Annotated in this window: 15 protein-coding genes; 6 read left to right on the top strand and 9 right to left on the bottom strand. The window is 46.7% G+C overall.

Going from position 1 to position 17,480, the window contains the following annotated elements; translation table 11 throughout:
* The first annotated feature begins 275 nt into the window (after window positions 1–275).
* Window positions 276–1,064, top strand: a complete 789-nt coding sequence (locus M3M35_RS05150) for a LysM peptidoglycan-binding domain-containing protein (RefSeq protein ID WP_252749599.1) — start codon at window positions 276–278, stop codon at window positions 1,062–1,064.
* Window positions 1,065–1,614: 550 nt separating this feature from the next.
* On the opposite strand, the gene M3M35_RS05155 is transcribed toward M3M35_RS05150, so the two are convergent.
* Window positions 1,615–2,112 (bottom strand): hypothetical protein, encoded by a 498-nt coding sequence (locus M3M35_RS05155; RefSeq protein ID WP_252749600.1) that lies wholly within the window; start codon window positions 2,110–2,112, stop codon window positions 1,615–1,617.
* A gap of 243 nt (window positions 2,113–2,355) precedes the next feature.
* On the bottom strand, window positions 2,356–3,195 hold the full coding sequence (locus M3M35_RS05160; RefSeq protein WP_252749601.1) for a DegV family protein: 840 nt from the start codon (window positions 3,193–3,195) through the stop codon (window positions 2,356–2,358).
* A gap of 162 nt (window positions 3,196–3,357) precedes the next feature.
* Between M3M35_RS05160 and M3M35_RS05165 the strand changes: the two genes are divergently transcribed.
* Genes M3M35_RS05165 through M3M35_RS05175 form a run of 3 tightly spaced genes read left to right on the top strand, consistent with a single transcriptional unit; the run spans window position 3,358 to window position 8,276 of the window.
* Window positions 3,358–4,539 carry an MDR family MFS transporter gene (locus M3M35_RS05165; RefSeq protein ID WP_252749602.1) on the top strand — a complete coding sequence of 394 codons (1,182 nt, stop codon included), beginning with the start codon at window positions 3,358–3,360 and terminating at the stop codon, window positions 4,537–4,539.
* Window positions 4,540–4,553: 14 nt separating this feature from the next.
* On the top strand, window positions 4,554–6,827 hold the full coding sequence (locus M3M35_RS05170) for an ATP-binding cassette domain-containing protein (protein ID WP_252749603.1): 2,274 nt from the start codon (window positions 4,554–4,556) through the stop codon (window positions 6,825–6,827).
* Window positions 6,828–6,863: 36 nt separating this feature from the next.
* Window positions 6,864–8,276, top strand: coding sequence for a glycoside hydrolase family 32 protein (locus M3M35_RS05175; protein WP_252749604.1), 1,413 nt, complete (start codon window positions 6,864–6,866; stop codon window positions 8,274–8,276).
* A 39-nt stretch (window positions 8,277–8,315) separates the two neighbouring features.
* On the opposite strand, the gene M3M35_RS05180 is transcribed toward M3M35_RS05175, so the two are convergent.
* Window positions 8,316–8,579, bottom strand: coding sequence for a hypothetical protein (locus M3M35_RS05180; protein ID WP_252749605.1), 264 nt, complete (start codon window positions 8,577–8,579; stop codon window positions 8,316–8,318).
* 114 nt (window positions 8,580–8,693) lie between these two features.
* Window positions 8,694–9,533, bottom strand: a complete 840-nt coding sequence (locus M3M35_RS05185) for a glycosyltransferase family 8 protein (RefSeq protein ID WP_252749606.1) — start codon at window positions 9,531–9,533, stop codon at window positions 8,694–8,696.
* Between the two features lie 142 nt (window positions 9,534–9,675).
* Between M3M35_RS05185 and M3M35_RS05190 the strand changes: the two genes are divergently transcribed.
* Together M3M35_RS05190 and M3M35_RS05195 are read left to right on the top strand one after the other, a co-directional pair.
* Window positions 9,676–10,596 carry a phosphatase PAP2 family protein gene (locus M3M35_RS05190; RefSeq protein WP_252749607.1) on the top strand — a complete coding sequence of 307 codons (921 nt, stop codon included), beginning with the start codon at window positions 9,676–9,678 and terminating at the stop codon, window positions 10,594–10,596.
* A 25-nt stretch (window positions 10,597–10,621) separates the two neighbouring features.
* Window positions 10,622–11,437: a methylenetetrahydrofolate reductase gene (locus M3M35_RS05195; protein WP_252749608.1), complete on the top strand. Its 816-nt coding sequence runs from the start codon at window positions 10,622–10,624 to the stop codon at window positions 11,435–11,437.
* Between the two features lie 71 nt (window positions 11,438–11,508).
* Here the strand turns inward: M3M35_RS05195 and M3M35_RS05200 are convergent, their stop codons facing one another.
* The 5 genes from M3M35_RS05200 to M3M35_RS05220 all read right to left on the bottom strand — a co-directional run bounded on the left by M3M35_RS05200 (window position 11,509) and on the right by M3M35_RS05220 (window position 17,409).
* Window positions 11,509–14,250: a lectin-like domain-containing protein gene (locus M3M35_RS05200; protein WP_252749609.1), complete on the bottom strand. Its 2,742-nt coding sequence runs from the start codon at window positions 14,248–14,250 to the stop codon at window positions 11,509–11,511.
* Between the two features lie 54 nt (window positions 14,251–14,304).
* Window positions 14,305–15,180, bottom strand: a complete 876-nt coding sequence (locus tag M3M35_RS05205) for a WxL protein peptidoglycan domain-containing protein (RefSeq protein WP_252749610.1) — start codon at window positions 15,178–15,180, stop codon at window positions 14,305–14,307.
* On the bottom strand, window positions 15,161–15,577 hold the full coding sequence (locus M3M35_RS05210) for a hypothetical protein (protein ID WP_252749611.1): 417 nt from the start codon (window positions 15,575–15,577) through the stop codon (window positions 15,161–15,163). Before M3M35_RS05210 ends, M3M35_RS05205 begins: the two co-directional genes overlap by 20 nt.
* Window positions 15,578–16,618, bottom strand: coding sequence for a DUF916 domain-containing protein (locus tag M3M35_RS05215; protein WP_252749612.1), 1,041 nt, complete (start codon window positions 16,616–16,618; stop codon window positions 15,578–15,580).
* Window positions 16,619–16,713: 95 nt separating this feature from the next.
* Window positions 16,714–17,409, bottom strand: coding sequence for a WxL domain-containing protein (locus M3M35_RS05220; protein WP_252749613.1), 696 nt, complete (start codon window positions 17,407–17,409; stop codon window positions 16,714–16,716).
* Window positions 17,410–17,480: the final 71 nt, after the last annotated feature.

Here is a 17,480-nt window from a genome sequence, read left to right on the forward strand (position 1 = left end):
TCTAAAGTGAACCGAAGTGCCGGGCTTTAAAGTAGTGGCTTGACTAGATGAGAGCGAGGTTGCAGGAATTTAACGCAAGTTACGTAATTACAGAATGTGTTACTAATGTTACATCATTACAAAATCGGCTGCTTTTTTAAACCGGCTGTAACATCACTGTAACAATGAGCCGTTAGTATAGGTACTGTTAAATGATTCAGTAATCACTTAACGGAACTCAAGAATTCGTAAACTAATGTTGATAATTATTTATTTAATAAGGAGAGATTTACTCAATGAAATTTAAAGGACTAAAAACTGCTGCTGCCATTACCGCTGTTTCTGCTGGTGTTTTGTTTGCCGGTGCTAACAACGCTGACGCTTCTACGAACGTAACGGTTAAATCTGGGGACACGCTTTCACAAATCGCCCAAGACTACAACGTAACGGTTCAAAGCTTAAAGGAAGCTAACAAAATCCAAGACATTAACCGGATTTACGTTGGTGAAACTTTTGTAATCGGTGACAATGGTAACGTTCAAGTTGCTGCTCCTCAAGCACCAGCTGCTCAACCTCACTACGAAGTTAAGCAAGCAACTGCTCAACCAGCTGCTCAAACTGAAACTCCAGCTGCACAACCAGCCGAAGCTAGCCAACCTGCTGCACAACCGGTTCAAGCACAAGCACAAGCACAAGCTCCAGCTAAGACTGAAGCCCCAGCTGCTCAACCAGTTCAAGCTCAAGCACAAACTCCAGCTCAACCAGCTACTCAACAACAACCAGCTGCTAAACCAGCCGTAGCTGCACAACCAGCTCAAACGCAAGCTCCAGCTGCTACCCAAGCAAGCAGCAATACTGGTGCCGAAAGTGATGGTTCCTTAGACTCCATCGCCGCTGTTGAATCTGGTGGCTCATACACGGCCCGGAATGGTCAATACATTGGTAAATACCAATTGTCTTCATCATACTTGAACGGTGACTACTCACCAGCTAACCAAGAACGGGTTGCTCGTCAATACGCAATTAGTCGTTACGGTTCAGTTGCGAACGCCGTTGCTTTCCGGAACGCCCACAACTACTGGTAAAAAGTAAATTAAACTAACGAAAAGGACGCTACTTGAGTAGCGTCCTTTTTTGTGGTTTAAATTTATAAATGAGGGATACCTTGCTGTAAATCAAGAGGGATATGATGCAAATGTTGGGGGGTCCCTCAGGAATTTACTATCTATTTTGCTGGTGATATTGATGTGCAAAATGGAGATATTCCTAATGCAAAATATCGTTGATGGTCAATTAACTATTTCCATCTCTATTGATGAAGAAGGATTTTATACTATTTAATTTAGTATTAACATTTTCAAAGCTAAAATTAATAATATTGATTACATTACGGATGGAAATCTACAAATTGATTTCAAAATCAAACCATATAATATTCCGGTAGTAAAACAATATGCTGAGGCTATAGATTTTGTAAAAACAAAATGGTCAAAAATTGTTATTGCTAGTTCCCCACTTACTTTAGCAACAGTAGCTAACGGTTTTGCTTCTATCTGTGTTGATATTTATGGTATTATGTCATAATTTAAAACTGTAATGAAGATATTAATTAATATCTTCATTACAGTTTTTAGTTTAAATATTTTTTAATTTTTTTATATGTGATTCTCTTTTTTTAAGAAAAGACGATAAAAATATAAATAAACAAAATTCACTAGATATAAAACCATATAAAAGAAAAAGAAGAAAATAAGTAAATATTTTAGGTCTAAATTCATTATATTGAAAAACAATAAGTATAAATAAAATTATAGATGTTATAAATAAAATATAGTATACTTTTTTTCTTTTCATTAAAATTAAATAAATATAGTCCTTAACAATTAGATCCATTTTCCTAAGATTTCGTTTTCTTCTTTTTTTCCCCAATGATGTCAATAAGAACAACATAAGCAAACATAATTCAAATCCCAAAATAAAAAAAAGGAAAAAATTAATTGTAACATCGTTTGTAAGAATTAATCCCAAGTTAATAATAGTTAATATTATTTCTAACATGCTTAAAATAATTAAACTTGATTTGATGACTTTTTTATATCTATCGTAAGTAATCATAATTTTATGTTTTTTCATTAGTTATTCTCCATTTATAAATCTAATACTGGTTAATCAATAATTCTTTAAATAAGACATAATCCACATTTTTCACTATAATCTACTTCCATAATATTTACTGAACTAATAATTGCAAATTTTAGGTACACTTTTTCGGTTAGTTAAGCTTTGAAGGCATGTACAGCGAATTAAAAAAGCTCCCCACCTAGGATTAGATGGTTGTCTAACCTTGTGGGAGAGCTTGTTTTTTATGCGTAATGCTTATTTATAAATAATGGCAAATCCGCCAGGGCCTACGTGCGTCATAATTACTGGGCAGGTGAGGCGTACCAACACGTGAATGTCCGGTCGGGCTTCCTTAATCCGGTTTGCAACTACGTCAACGTCTTCCGTAGAGTCCACGTAAGAGAGGCCGACTTCCTTCACCTTCGGATCCTTAATTAGGGTTTCGGTAATTTCATCTCGAACCTTGTGCATTTTCTTGGCGCCCCGACACTTAGCCACAATTGCTAACTGGTCATCCTTCAGTTCTAAGACCGGTTTGAGTTGAATGAGGGAAGAAATAAAACCAACGGCTCGACTAGCGCGTCCCCCCTTGACCAAGTAGTCAAAGCTATTTACGAACACGTGGAGGCTGATCTCTGGAATCATGGCCACCACCGCTTTTTCAATTTCATCCGGAGTGCTACCTTTCTGGGCTAATTTAGCGGCTTCTAAGACTTCAAACGCCATTCCCCGATCGGTGGACTGACTATCGATAACTCGGATATCGCCTTCCACTTGCTGGGCTGCAGACCGGGCCGTTTCCACCGTCCCACTGATTACGTGAGTGAGGTGAATCGAAATAATGCTACCGTGGGGATCATCGTTAAGGATTTGTTCGTAAGTTTCTACGAACTGACCTAACGCAGGTTGACTGGTTTTGGGAAATTCCGTTTCGTCATCCTTTAGCATGTCAGAAAACTGTTGCCGGGTGATGTCAACGTTATCACGGTACGTCTTTCCTTCAAAACTGACCTGTAAAGGAATGACGTGCAAATCATTTTCAGTGATCTCTTCTGGAGTTAGTTGGGCAGTTGAATCTGTAACGATATGAATCATAATGTGAACTTCCTTTCGGATGGTTAATTTTGATTAAGGTTCGGATGAGTTGCTAACTAAGTACTCATATTTTACCACGCTTTAAAGCTCGGGCCGTTCCTTTTTAAACCAGCTGATTTATGCGAAAATAGAAATAATGATCAATGATAGGAGGAACTGCGTATGAGCCGAGCACCTCGTTCCGAAATTCGGTTAACTTCGGTTTTAATTTATTCGCTACTACTTAATTCGGGAGCGGCCTTGATGTGGCCGTTAACGACCGTTTATATGCACGATACCTTGCACGAGTCACTCACGGTCGCGGGAACGGTGTTATTCATCATGTCGTGTTTCATGGTGTTAGGTAATTACCTGGGCGGACGGTTGTTTGACCGCTGGTCGCCTTACCAGACCGCCATCATTAGTATTTCGATTGCATTAATCGCTGTTATTTGGTTAATTTTTGCGCATGGCTGGCCCATGTTCGCCATTCTCCTGTTTGTCTACGGGCTCGGCGAGGGCGCCAGTCTGACCCTGTTAAATGCCTATGCAGCCAAGGTGCAAAGCAGAAGTACCCGCCAGGTGTTTAACTCCGTTTACATCGGTGTGAACCTGGGCGTGGTAATTGGGACGACGGCGGTTGGCTACCTCATGAAGTATGGAGTGGCCGTCGTCTTTACGGTCGCCGCGTTCTTTTACGTCATTCTGTTACTCATGACGATTCTTGAGTTTAACGTTAAATTTCCCCCGGTGCAAGCCCATTTGCATGCGGCAGGTGACCAGGGGGTTGATATGGGACCAACTCCCCGCCCACGTCCGCGCTTAATTTGGTTAATTTGTGGAATGGTCTTTTTTATCTATTTAAGTTACACATTGTGGGAAAGTGTCATGCCAGTTCACATGGGGGACCTGCACATTTCCTTTGAAAAATATAGTTTAATTTGGCCCATCAACGGGTTGTTAATTGTAATTGGGCAACCAATCGTGAATCGGATTGGGCTACATTTCCGCATGGTCCCCCAAATTGCGTTTGGGGTAACGGTGTTTGCGGCGACCTTCTTTATGTTAATCTGGGCGCGTGACTACCACTGGTTTGTCATTATCATGGTCATCTTAACCCTTGGAGAGATGAACGGACTCCCCGCCATTCCGGCCTGGATTGATAGTTTGGCGGATGCACGAGCAAAGGGGAGGTATCAAGGCATGTTTAACATTTTCATGTCCCTGGGTCGGGCAGTAGGGCCCTTGTTTGGCGGGCTGATGGTAGAATGGTTTAACTATCCGATTCTATTTGCGGTCGCCGGGAGCTCGATTTTACTGGCCTTAGGCGCTGTCTTAGTTGCCAATCGGCAGGCGACAACGTAATTACGGAGGAATAGATGCAAAAACAAACAGAGACTACAGAAATCATTGTGCGCGATGCGCACCAAAATAATTTACAGCACGTCAACGTCCAGCTTCCGAAACACGAAATCACCGTCTTTTTAGGGGAATCTGGATCGGGGAAGTCATCGTTGGTCTTTGATACGGTGGCCGCCCAATCTCGTCGGGAGCTAAACGAAACCTTTCCGAGTTTTACCCAACAGTACCTCCCCAAGTACGGGCAACCGGAGGTCGGAGCGATTGAAAACCTTCCGGTCGCGATTGCCATTGAACAGAAGCAACTGACGGGGAACGCCCGCTCCACGTTGGCAACCTACACGGGCATTTATTCGTTATTACGCCTCCTGTACTCCCGGATTGGGGATCACTTTGTGGGTTATTCGGAGGTTTTTTCGTTTAACCTGCCCCAGGGAATGTGTCCCAAGTGTCAGGGATTGGGCTACGTCGATGATGTCGACGAAAGCAAGTTGATTGACCCAGAAAAGTCCCTGAACGAGGGAGCCATTACCTTCGTGAGCTTTCGGCCTGGGAGTTGGCGGTGGCGGCGCTATGGTGATTCGGGCCTTTTTGATAATGATAAACCGATTAAAGATTACACGCCCGCTGAGTACCAGCTATTAATGCACGCCCCTAAACAACCGTTTCCACATTCGCCAGCCGCCTTTAAAAGTACTGATTACGAAGGCGTGGTGCCTCGGATTGTGCGCTCCATTCTGCACAGCTCTGAGGGAAAGCACCACCAAGCGGCCATTGATGAAGTGGTCACGCGCCGGACGTGTCCCGTCTGTCAGGGAGCCCGGTTGAACCACCAGGCGCTCAGCGTCACGATTAACGGGGTTAACATTGCGGCAGCCACGCAGATGAATCTGGTTCAGTTTTTGGATTTTCTTAAGGGGATTCACGCCAAACTGGGGGACGAAATCATTCGGAGCTTAACCACTAAGTTACAGCCCCTAGTGGAAATTGGGCTGGGCTATTTAACGTTAGACCGGACGACCAGCACGTTATCGGGTGGGGAAGTGCAACGGATCAAAATCGCTAAACACCTCACGAATTCGTTATCGGACTTGCTATACGTGTTTGATGAACCTAGTGTTGGTCTCCATCCCCACGACATTCAGTTGATTAAAAAAGCGTTATTGAAATTGAAATCCAAGGGGAACACCATCTTTGTCGTGGACCATAATCCCGCCCTCTTTGCGATTGCCGACCATGTGGTCGAAGTTGGTCCGGAAGCCGGAGCGGCCGGCGGGAAAATCACTTTTACCGGAACGTATCCAGAGCTGCGGGATTCTAAAACGCTTACGGGAGAGTGGTTACGAAAACCGCATCAGTTGGCAACGACCCAGACTCCTCATGAATTTGTGAACTTGGAACACGTCTCGTTGCATAATCTACAGGACGTTAGTGTTAAGGTCCCGCTCGGCATCATGACGGTGTTTTCGGGGGTAGCTGGTTCTGGGAAGAGTTCTTTGGCTACGGCCTTAAAACAGAAACTGAACGGGCAGTACGTCGATCTAACCCAGCAAGTCGCAGGGATTAGCATTCGTTCGACGCCGGTAACGTATTTAAACCTCTTGAATCCAATTCGGCGGCTCTTTGGAAAAACCAATCACGTTTCCACCCAGCTCTTTAGCTATAACGGAAAGGGGGCGTGTCCGCGGTGTAAAGGCAAAGGGATCACGATTACCGACATGGCGTTCATGGATCCGGTTAAGCAGGTCTGTGAGGTGTGTGGTGGAAAACGGTATAGCCAAACAGCCTTACAGTACCAGTACCACGGAAAGGACATTGCGGCCGTGCTCGCCTTATCCGTCGACGAGGCGGTAACTTTCTTTGCTGAAGAGCCGGAGTTAGCACAACCGTTACAACGGCTGCAAAAGGTCGGACTCGGCTACCTGGGCTTAGACCAAGCCTTAACCACGGTTTCTGGTGGAGAGTTACAACGGCTTCGGTTAGCCCAAACGCTCGGCGAAAACGGCCAAATTTACTTTTTAGACGAACCAACCGCGGGTCTGCATCTAAAGGATACCGCGCAACTGATTCAGCTCTTTCAACAGTTAGTTCAAGCTGGGAACAGTTTGATCCTCGTTGAGCATAACCTAGATGTGATTAGTCAGGCTGACTGGCTAATTGACATTGGGCCGGGCGCTGGGAGCTACGGGGGCCAGGTAATGTACAGTGGGACTCCGCAGGGAGCGTTAACCACACCCACGTCACTGACGGGGCAAGCGTTGGCAACGTATTTGCACCAGCCAGCCGACGACTAAAATTAAGTAGATACCGCAACCAAAGGAGGAAAATGCATGGAACTCGATCAGCATCGGATGCCCCAAGTCACCAACCCCCGCTTTCGGCAGCACTATCATTTAATGCCACCGCAGGGTTGGATGAACGATCCCAACGGCTTTACTTACTTTCAAGGTTACTACCACCTGTTTTACCAGTATCATCCTTATGGAGTGGAGTGGGGTCCCATGCACTGGGGGCACGCCCGCAGTCGCGACTTAGTCCACTGGGAAACGTTACCGCCGGCACTGGCACCAGATAGCGCCGCCGATGAATCCGGTTGTTTTTCGGGAAGTGCGATTGTGAAAGATCACCGCTTGTTCCTCATTTACACGGGTCATCACGTTCCAGATGCCAGTCAGCCCGATGACTTTTGGCAAACCCAAAACGTGGCCGTGAGTGAAGATGGCATTCATTTTTATAAACTAGCTACGAATCCAGTCATTGCGGAACCGCCGGCGGATAACAGTCAACATTTTCGCGATCCGAAGGTATTGGAGCACGACGGAGAGTACGAGCTCATGTTAGGGAGTCAAGCGGCGCAGACTGGCACCGGCCGGGTGTTAAGGTACCGGTCGCAGAACCTCGTGGATTGGCAATTTCAGGGGGTCGTCACGGCGGCTGAGTCACCTGACGATGGTTATATGTGGGAATGTCCCGACCTGTTCCGCGTGAACGGGCAGGACGTCTTACTGATGTCACCCCAAGGGATTCCGGCGGGGGAACAAACTAATTTAAACCTCTACCAAACAAGCTACTACCTAGGACAATTCGACTTTGCCACTGGCAAGTATACTCATGATCAACTACGAGAATTGGACCACGGCCATGATTTTTACGCTGCCCAAACCATGTTGGCCCCCGATGGTCGACGAATCGTGATTGGGTGGCTGGATATGTGGGAAGCACCATTTCCAGAACAAGCTGACGGGTGGGCCGGGACGATGACGCTCCCGCGGGAACTAACGCTCCAACACGACCAGTTAATGATGTTTCCGGTGACCGAGGTGCAACAACTGCGCACAAAGCAGGTGCTTGCTGACCACTGGCAGGGTACGGAACGGTTGTTAGCGGTTCCAGACGCCCGTCACTTAGAACTGCACCTGCAAACAGAACTAACGGGCTGGCAGGGACGCCAGGTGACCCTGCGCTTGCACGCGGAACAACAGGATTTACAGCTGATCTACTATTCCCGCACGCAGCAATTAGTATTACAACGAGCCGGAGCGGATGCACAGCGCTTTGCGCAGCTCCGGCCCACAGAGCCGCTCGACGTGCACGTCTGGACCGATACCAGTTCGGTTGAGATCTTTGTAAACCACGGAGAAGCAGTGTTTAGCGAACGGTTTTATCCAGAGGTGAACCCGCAGGTGACCCTCACGGCTGATGCACCAGTGAACGTCGACCTAACCGCTTATCAGTTAGAATAAAAAAAGACCCTGAGGCATTCCTCAGGGTCTTTAACTTACCTAGTCATCTAGGTGGTGAGCCACCGTTGTCGCCGCAACAGCAGTATGCCGGTTCCGTTTGTCCGTTTTAAAGTAGACAAAGTCACCAATAGCGTACCGCCCGGCGCGATCAGGACCCGTAACCGTGGCACGGTTCAGCTGTTCGTCGATCGCAATTACATTATTACCAATTACTTTAGCAATAATCTGACCGCCATCGGCTGGAATGCCAACCGTAACCATGCCAACGCTGACACTGCGGTAGGTGGGTTCGTGATTTCGCATCGGATCAAGCTCCTTTCTGCAGTTTTCAAAGAACGACTGGGCCACGCTTTCGTGGCACCTTCATTATAGCATGAAAAAACCCGGCGTACGTTGAACGTGACGTCGGGTTCTTAGTTAGATAAACTGGGTATTAACGATTTGTTGGTAATTAAGCCAGAGAGCTGTATAGGGCGTACTACTCCCGGACTGCCAGGGTTTGGGTTTCCCGCAAAAATGGATGATGGCGGTCTTGGCCATGACCCAAGCTAGGTTTTCGGTACCCCCACTGCGGGTTAGATAGAGCAATGATTTGCGCGCGTCAAAGTTCCAGAGATCCTCTGAAATCTCCTTGGTATCATTACTATAGAGGTAGTTTAGGATGTCTTGATCCGGCAAAATGAGGTAATCGTGGTACTTCTCAATCGTATTAACAAGATCATCAACCTTAACTTTGTGGCGCATCTGATCTAAGTCCATCAGCATGACGCCTGAATTATAGTAGCCCCCGTCCGTTCCGAGGCGGAGGTTGTTGACGGAGCGCATGATGTCTGTGAGCCCCTTATGGACAGCGGCAGCAAACATTTTGCCCGCTAAATCAGTGTTCCAGAGGGGGCGCAGGTCGTTTGTGACCAGTAGGTCGGGATCTAGGTAGAGCACCCGATGCAGCGTCGGGGGTAACACGTTGGCGCACAGGAGCCGGAAGTACATTTCTTGTGGATAATGATAGGCACTCAAAAAGGACGCAGGGAGTTCGAGGTGTTCGTCCATCTGGATGATGTGAAGCTCCAACTCAAGCTGCTTAGCATAATTGTGAAGTTGTTCGTTCGTGGTAGCATCGGGGTCTGACTGTAGAAACCAGACTCGAAAGGGCACTCCCGGATTATTTAAGCGCAGCGAGTATAACATTACCCGCAGGGGTGGAATGTAGCTTTGGTTACAAGTAACCAAAATATCAAGTGGATTAGTGGTAGACATGGATCGACTCCCTTTCGTTCGGTTGTTGCTCGTAAAATAGTTCCTCATTATTTATTTTTACCAAATGTTGATGAGAAGCACAACTGCAAGTTTCAGAAGGGCAGATTGAAAAAATGAACGTATGGCAAAAACAGACGGGAGGATGAAAATGACGAAACGGCAGCAACACTGGCTGTTATTGGGAGCCAGCCTTATCATGGTGGTCCTCATGCTCAGTTCATTATGGTTGGATTTACCCCTGAGTCAGGCAGTGGTGAACTATCAGAGCTACTGGGGGACGGTGGGACAGACCATTGGCTCAGCGCCCCTGTATCTCGTGTTAGCAATCAGCGGTGAAATTATGCTGGCAGTGGGTTTGCACGAGTCCCGACGCTGGCTGGGACTCCTCGAGCTGGTGGGGGGCTTGGGACTGGTCAGCTGGCAGGTAAAGGAACTGGTCAACGAAACCAGTTCGTACGGACTACGGGCGCTTGCTAACGTCCGGTCTGGTTTACCAGTGGGAGCCCCTAGTCAGGCCCTGAACGATGGGGGTCGGGGGACCACTAGTTGGGAACTTAACCTCAGCTGGGTATTGATCGTACTCCTGATAACGTTATTGACCCAGTGGTGGTTAGCCCATCAGTCCCAAGCGCGCCTGCACCAGTTATTTTGGATTGCCATCTTTGCCAGCTTAACCGTGCTACTAGCGTTAGCCGTCAACGTGGGTTTGAAAACAATCTGGGGGCGGTATCGGCCGTACGAAGTGTTCGGCCACCTGCAGCAGTTTACCCGTTGGGATCACATTAACGGTCCCAACGGGCATCGATCATTTCCCTCTGGACATACCATGGCGGCTACGCTGGCCGTGGTCTTTTCCTGGTTTGTGACCGGAAAGGGACACCGGTGGGTTTGGGGTCTGGGTGTGCTTTATAGCGTTGGGATTGGCATTAGTCGGATTGCCATTGGGGCTCACTTTCTCTCAGACGTTACGGCGTCGTTCTTTTTAACCGCGGTAATCATCGATGGGATGTGGAACTGCTTGGAGTGGCAATTGAATCGGATTCAGCCGCCCAGTGGGAGGTAGCGCAATCCTTAAAGGAGGGACTAAAATGTCAGTTCCAGTTGGCATTGAAATTTCAGCACAAGCAACGCCAGCGGCGAACCAAGCTTGGCTAGCTCGGAGCGGGCTCGGAACAACACTCCGGCCGGCATTTGTGACCATTACCGATCGAACTGGTGGTCAGGTTCTGGCACCGGGGTGGCTTGACATGGTCGAGCGGCTTACGGCTGTTCGAATTCCGGTGCTGCCCCATCTAACGGGGTTGTACCAAACTCCTGGGGGTCTGAAGCAACGCGTCCAAGCCCTGACGGCGTTAGGGGTGCGGCGTTACTTAGTGTTACGAGGGGATCGAAAGGTGAACCACCGGCCCACCGGTTATTATCCCCACGCGACGGACTTACTCCGCGCGCTACACCGCGATCCTCGATTCACATTAGGGGCGGCCGCGGACCCGCTGCGTCATCCGGAATCGGCAACGTGGGGCACAGAACTATTTTACCTGCGGGCGAAGGTCCAGGCGGGGGCGCAGTTTTTGGTTACCCAGTTTTGCTTTGATGACGACGCTCTCGTGACGTGGTTGGCTCGGTTACAAGCCGCCCAGCTTCAGGTCCCAGTAATTGTGGGGGTTTTACCCCTGACCAGTCGGGATCGCTTACGCCAGGCAGAGCGGTTAGCAGGTCACACCTTACCACCGGCACTGGTGCGCCAATTTGCCGCTTGTCCTGATGAGTCAGCCGTTCGGGCCTTCGGGATTCGGCTCGCCCGGGCGCAAATTAACTTTTTACGCCAACAGGGAGTCGGGGTGCACCTCTATACATTTAATGACGTGGAACTAATTCATATTCTGAAAGCTTTAATTAATTAGCTAAACAAAAAAGCGCCCCCAGAGAATCCTTTCTCTGGGGGCGCTTTTTTAGTGGTGGTTCTGCACTAAATTTACGGAGTATCAGTGGAGTTAATCGTCCAGTTTAAGGTGGCGCCGTAATCCTGATGTCCACTTTCTGGGGCATTTGGGGTCTTTCTGACGTTCAGCTTTAAACCAGTTCGATCGTTCCAAACCACACTCTTCAAGTCGGGTAAATCATCACCTGACGAGTAGACCATCACGTTATCGTTGTTTCCAGGGGTTAACGGATGTTTAGCTCCTTTACCATCAAAGAAGACTAACTGGAACGGTGAATCATTGGCACCAATAATATCGGCATTCTTGAGTTGGTCACGACCAGCGCTTTGGCTGTTATCTTTGGCCTGCGAGAGACTAACTTTGAAGTCCTTACGGGCCGCTCCCTTGCGGGTGTCTTTAATGGAGAAGGCTTGATAACCGCGTCTTGGATCAATGCGCGGCGTAGTTGGAACCGGATTGCCAGCCTCATCAAAGGAATAGGTATTCTGAGGTAACATATACGAATTTTCTGTGAAGAAGGCGTGCGTTCCGTATTCAAAACTATTCGGTGCAATCTGGACGCTCCCGGAGTTTAAGTTATAAACTTCCTTATTTCCGTAGTAACTGACGGTCTCCGAACTCCGATTAACCTGACCCGTCAACGTTGGCGTGCTAGCAAAGGATTTTCCCTGGTTAGCACCGAGGTTGACGTTGGCTGTGATGTTCTTCGTGGAGTACGCGTCGAGCGTCGGTAAGCCTTTAATGACAATCTTTTTAGCGTTCTTGTAGGTCGAGCCATCACTCTGGGTGACGTCATCATCACTCATGGTGTAATGCAAGCCCTTCGTGGTATCACTCGCGTCATACGGAATATCTTGACCTTCAAACTGGAGCTTCAAACTGTTGGGATCGTTGTTCTTAACACTAGGGAGGTGGAAAGTATACTGACCATTAGTTAACGGAACCTGACTGAAGTTATACAGGGGAATCCGGTAGTTAATGGCATCGTAATCACCAACGTTGTTTAAAGTATCAGACCAATCCGTCATGTTTTGGGTAACGTTTTGCATCTGGTTGTTAATGTAGAAGGATGGTTTGCCGGGCGTTTTACCACTTGGAATCACTTGGACCGCACTGGATTCAACCGGTGTCTTGTCAGCAAAGTTTGATCCAGACGCACTCACCGTATTAATTACGGCCTTTTGGTTCTTATCATCAAACTTATCGGAAACTAATGCCGCTTTGAACCCGTGGGACTGCGGTGTTGGGCTCGGAGTATCCTTTTTGATTGGTGGGATATCTTCGAAGTACAGGTCAACATCCTTGCTTCCGTCTAGCAATCTTAGTTGATTTGGCAAACTATCCTTGACGTGCACGTTGTACCAGTGGTTTCCGATATCTGGATTCTTTTCGTTAAAGATACTATCGTAGTAGTTATAGATATCAGCCCGATACAGGAAGATATCACCCACATCCGCATCATAAATTTTATTCCGAAAAACTGGATACTTATTGCCATCATCACCCGTAAACTGGGCATCAAATGGCAGGGCGCGCATGAGTTCCTCACTCGTTAGGGTGGAGTCATCCGGCATCAAGGCGCCCGGAGCATTCTTAGAGACTACTTTTCCACCGCTGGCTTTACTAATCCGGAGTCCCTGTTTTCCTAACTTGGTTAGATCAGCGGCGGTCTTACTAACTCCAGGATTTCCTGGAATATCAGTGGCTGAGATGGCACTAACCATGTATTTTTGACCAGTAGAACCAGTCATTCCCCAATAAGCAGTTTTGTCTGATCCAAAGGTTCCAGCAATGTTAACCCTCGGAGATGATAGGGTTAGCTGTGGGAAACCACCTGTGTTTTTGGATGAATCAGGATATCCAAATGTTGCTGTTGCACTTCCATAAGATCCGGTACTATTTGGAGTCCACTTGTAAACGACCGGTTCCCATCGAGCTTTGTTAAAGTCGGAACTATTGCTACTCCCAACTAGGTTAGGAGCAGAAAGCGCTCCGTAATTGGGGCTGGTCCTATTGTTAGGATATGGTTTGAGCGAGCTACTTCCGTTTGGAAGATTGTCATACCACTGTTTATTAGCACCATAATGATTAATTCCCATTAGATTGTAATTACGACTCCCATTGCTCCAATTATGAACGTTGATGTGGTTTTTATCAGGAATCGTAAATGCTAAATGAGATTTTTCGTTTGCGTTGCTTGGTAATTGAAAGGCATCTGAATAATCACTATTAAAATAAGGATCAAATTCTAGTGATAATGAATTCTTAATCCTATGGGTATTATCATAAGCTTCTTTAGCGTCATCTAAAATGTTACTCGGATTAAAATTGAAAATGGGAGTTCTGAAATCACCATAAGCACCCAAAGATTCCCCATTTGTACCAGTTGCGACAGATCCATTTTTAGCATTATCTATTTGATCTTTATCATTCTGTAAAGTAAAAGTTAATCCATCTGCAGCTGATGATGGATCATTGGAAGCAATGTAAATATAGTACTTTAAAGTAAATGGTTTGGTTAAATCGACCTTGTTTTTCCACCAGAGCCCCCGAGATTGACCTGGATTATTGTCAGTAACGACCTGGACGTTCGGATAATCGACCGCGGCCGGCGGCTTATCTTTGTAAGTAAAGTTACTCATACTAGGGCCAGATTCGGGTGGCGCGGGAATTCCTAACGTGTTACTGGCGTGGGTCAGTAACCCACCGCTGGAAAGCAAGCTTCCTATGGTGACGAGCGTGAGGGCACTACTCACGAGCAATTTTTTCAGCATTGTAATTAATTAACCTCCTTTCAATAAGAGGATGCGGAACCACGCGTCCCAAGGTTAGTTTAGGCTTCGTTTAATCACGAGGTTCCGATGGAGCGATGTTGCTTGGTGACCCTTGTGTAACTGGAGCACCACTTGGTAGTTCCCCGCGGGCATTTGCTTCGGGGGCAGGGTAAATTTAACCGTTGAATTGGGAGCAATGCTAACGTCCTTTAATGGTTGCGTGAGGATCGTTCGCTTCCCCTGTTTTACCGTAATTTTGCCCCGCAGATGTTGCAATAATTGGGGTTTTGGATTGGCAACCTTTGCCACCACAATGGCACCGTCTGAGCGAGGAGCCACAAACACGCGTTGCAATCGTAACGAGGACAGCACGGGCCGGTTCTGTCCACTGTTCAACTCAACTCCATTAACAAAGGTTACGGTATTTTTAATCTCACCTTGGCGGTCAACCATTGAGGTGGCGGTAATTCCGCCTAGGGTTACCCCGGTACCTTGTCGCCCAGTATGAAGCTCGTAGATCACGACTTGGTTGGAATGCGGTTCCAACGTGAGGTGCCGTGTGCGGGAGCCACTTAGTTTGTTAGTGAGACTGTTACGTCCCCGGGGTTGGGCCTGGTGGTTAGTGTAACTAATGGTTCCGTTATCAGCGGTCACGGCGTTGTTAAAGTTCGTGGTGACTTTCATGGGCAACTCACTGTCATTTTTGACTAAGATGGGGAGCTTGTACGTCGTATTATCCTGTGAACGCAGTGCAAAATAGCGTTGCCCCGGCTGTAATGGTAAATCGCCTAGGAGGGGACTTACCGAAAAATTATCGGGGGCGTCGGGAGTATTTTGCGCCCAACTAGTGGATGGGGTTGCTAATAAGCAAACCCCGGCACACAGAATGCCAATCAAGTAACGGAGTCGCTTATTGGTCATGTTGTTCATCTAAAGCTTTTAACTTCGCCTGAAAGTGACTGTTGATGACAATTAAACTAACCAGGAAAAGGACCACGATTCCAGTTGCAGTTACCCCCACGTGTAAGAATTGTCCCGTTTGGGGCAGTTGAGTTACCGGAGCGGGCTTGACACTTGCCATCGGGGATTCCTTACCTTCGTTGTCATTTTTAGTGGATGGTTTGGATTTTTGGTGTTGCTTAGATTCCTTGTTCTTGTTTTCCTTGTTCGTTTTCTTGGGACTGATGTTTAAACCGGCCGAACCTTGTTTAGAGGTTCCACTACTGAATTGGTTATCAGCGTAAATGCTGCTAGTCCCAAAAATCACCGCAATTAAAGCTAAGCCCAAAATGGCAAATAAGAAAGCCTTTTGTTTATCGAATTTCATCTAATCACCTACATATTTAGTTCGGTCGTTTAGAAGCTTTTTCTGTTTGCGCTTTTGTCTGTAGATTAAGTACAGCAGCAGCAAGATGATTAAGAAGAGGGCGACAAGCAGGGCAATCCACCACCAGTTGTTGTTGTTGTAAATTACTGAATCCTTGATGGAGACGTTAAAGTCCTTTTCAATTTTCCAGTGATTTCCGTTCATATCGTGAGCTTGGAGGCTTAAATGATATGTACCTGGTAGTAAAGCATTCTTTCCAAAGTCATTTTGCATTTTGAAATTGGAGTTCGGCGCCATACTGAGTTGATATTGATGGTTTTTAGCCAGGGTTTTCTTGGGGTTACCCTTCCGGTAGATCCGGTCTTTAACTTCCATTCCCTTGATTGTGGTAGGCCGTTCGTTAGCTAACGTGGTGTCAATGATGGTCTGAGCACCACTCTTATTGGGCGCAATCTTTGGAACGGTTAACTTAGGATTAACCTTTTTATCCTGGGATTTAATCATTAGTGGCATTACTAGGGCCACTTTGTTGTTTAAGTTTACGTTGTTGGCGTTGACATTGTCGTTTTTGCTTTCTGTTTTGATGTACAAAGCACCCAGAATGATTCCCTTGTAGTCCTTTTTAGGGGGATTAACCGTAAAACTAACCTTTTTGGTTTGGTTAGCACCCAGGGTCACGGTTTGTTTCTTTTCTTTCACTAAATTCCGCATTTTGTACTTTAAAGTACGATCGGACGGCATCTTACCTGGTTTGTAAGTAATTGCACCATCTTTAGATGTGTATGCCGTCGTGGGTTCGATGTCTAAAGTTTGCGAGTAGTTGGCTAAGTTTGCTAGATCCACAGTAATTGTCTGGGGTTCACCAGGCTTAGTCTTAAAAAAGAACGATCCACTATTTTGGATTTGGGTACTAGGATAGTTCGGTTTTACTGCTACACCAGGTCCCGGGGTCGCATGGACAGTGGGGACAAACAAAGCAAACAGGAAGGAAAAGAATGCAAAGCCAATTAATAAGCGTAATTTATGGTTTTTTAGAATCATATTCTTCCTCAATTTCTATCTAATTAGTAAAAAAGGGAAACACTCATCCGAATAAGTGGTTCCCTTTTTGTAACTATTGAAACATTAGTTAACTCTTAGTTTGTAGGGTTAGTTGGTGTTCCAGCAGCTAACGTCCAAGTAATTGGGGCGTCGTATGCACCTGGAGTAGTACCAGCAGGAACTACTAAGCTTGCAACGTCCTTACCTTGACGACCGTAGTCAACCGTCGTGTTTCCAAGACCTTGACCGTCAGTAGCAGTAATTACGTTGGCACCTTGACCACCAGCAGTAATCCGGGCGTTTGAGTTAATGTTAACCCGTGAACCTTGGCTGTTAGTGTAATTTGTGTTGTTCAAGTTAATTGCCCAGGCAGCGGGGTTAGCAGCAGCTTGACCAGCTTCGTTGTTGAATTGACCAAGCGCAGCGTCTAACGTCCAACCGTTTTGAGCATCTTTGGTGTTCCGGCTATCAGTAATTGAGATGGCACTTTGACGGGCACCAGTGTTGTTGTTCAACAAACCTTGAGTTTGATTTGAATCTGATTGACTGGTTGGGGCAAAGTTCAAGTCAGGAACTGAGTTTAAAGATAGGTAACCAGTTTGAACGGCTACGTGAGCGTTTGACTTAGCAGAAACACTACCCGTTTTGTCGTTCATCGTGGTACTAGTGTTTTGTGGTAGTTCACTATTGTCAACTGTTGGAGCAGCGTGTACAGCAGGGACTGCAGCGGCTAAACCAAGAACAGCGGCAAATGAAGCAACTCCACTAAGGATAAGCTTATTCTTCTTCATAAATGAAGACCTCCTAAAATATTTTTTTACTCTGAAAATTCAGAGCACAAGCGTAATTTGTACTTACAAAG

It is taken from the genome of Fructilactobacillus myrtifloralis (genome assembly GCF_024029335.1).
Classification (GTDB): domain Bacteria; phylum Bacillota; class Bacilli; order Lactobacillales; family Lactobacillaceae; genus Fructilactobacillus; species Fructilactobacillus myrtifloralis.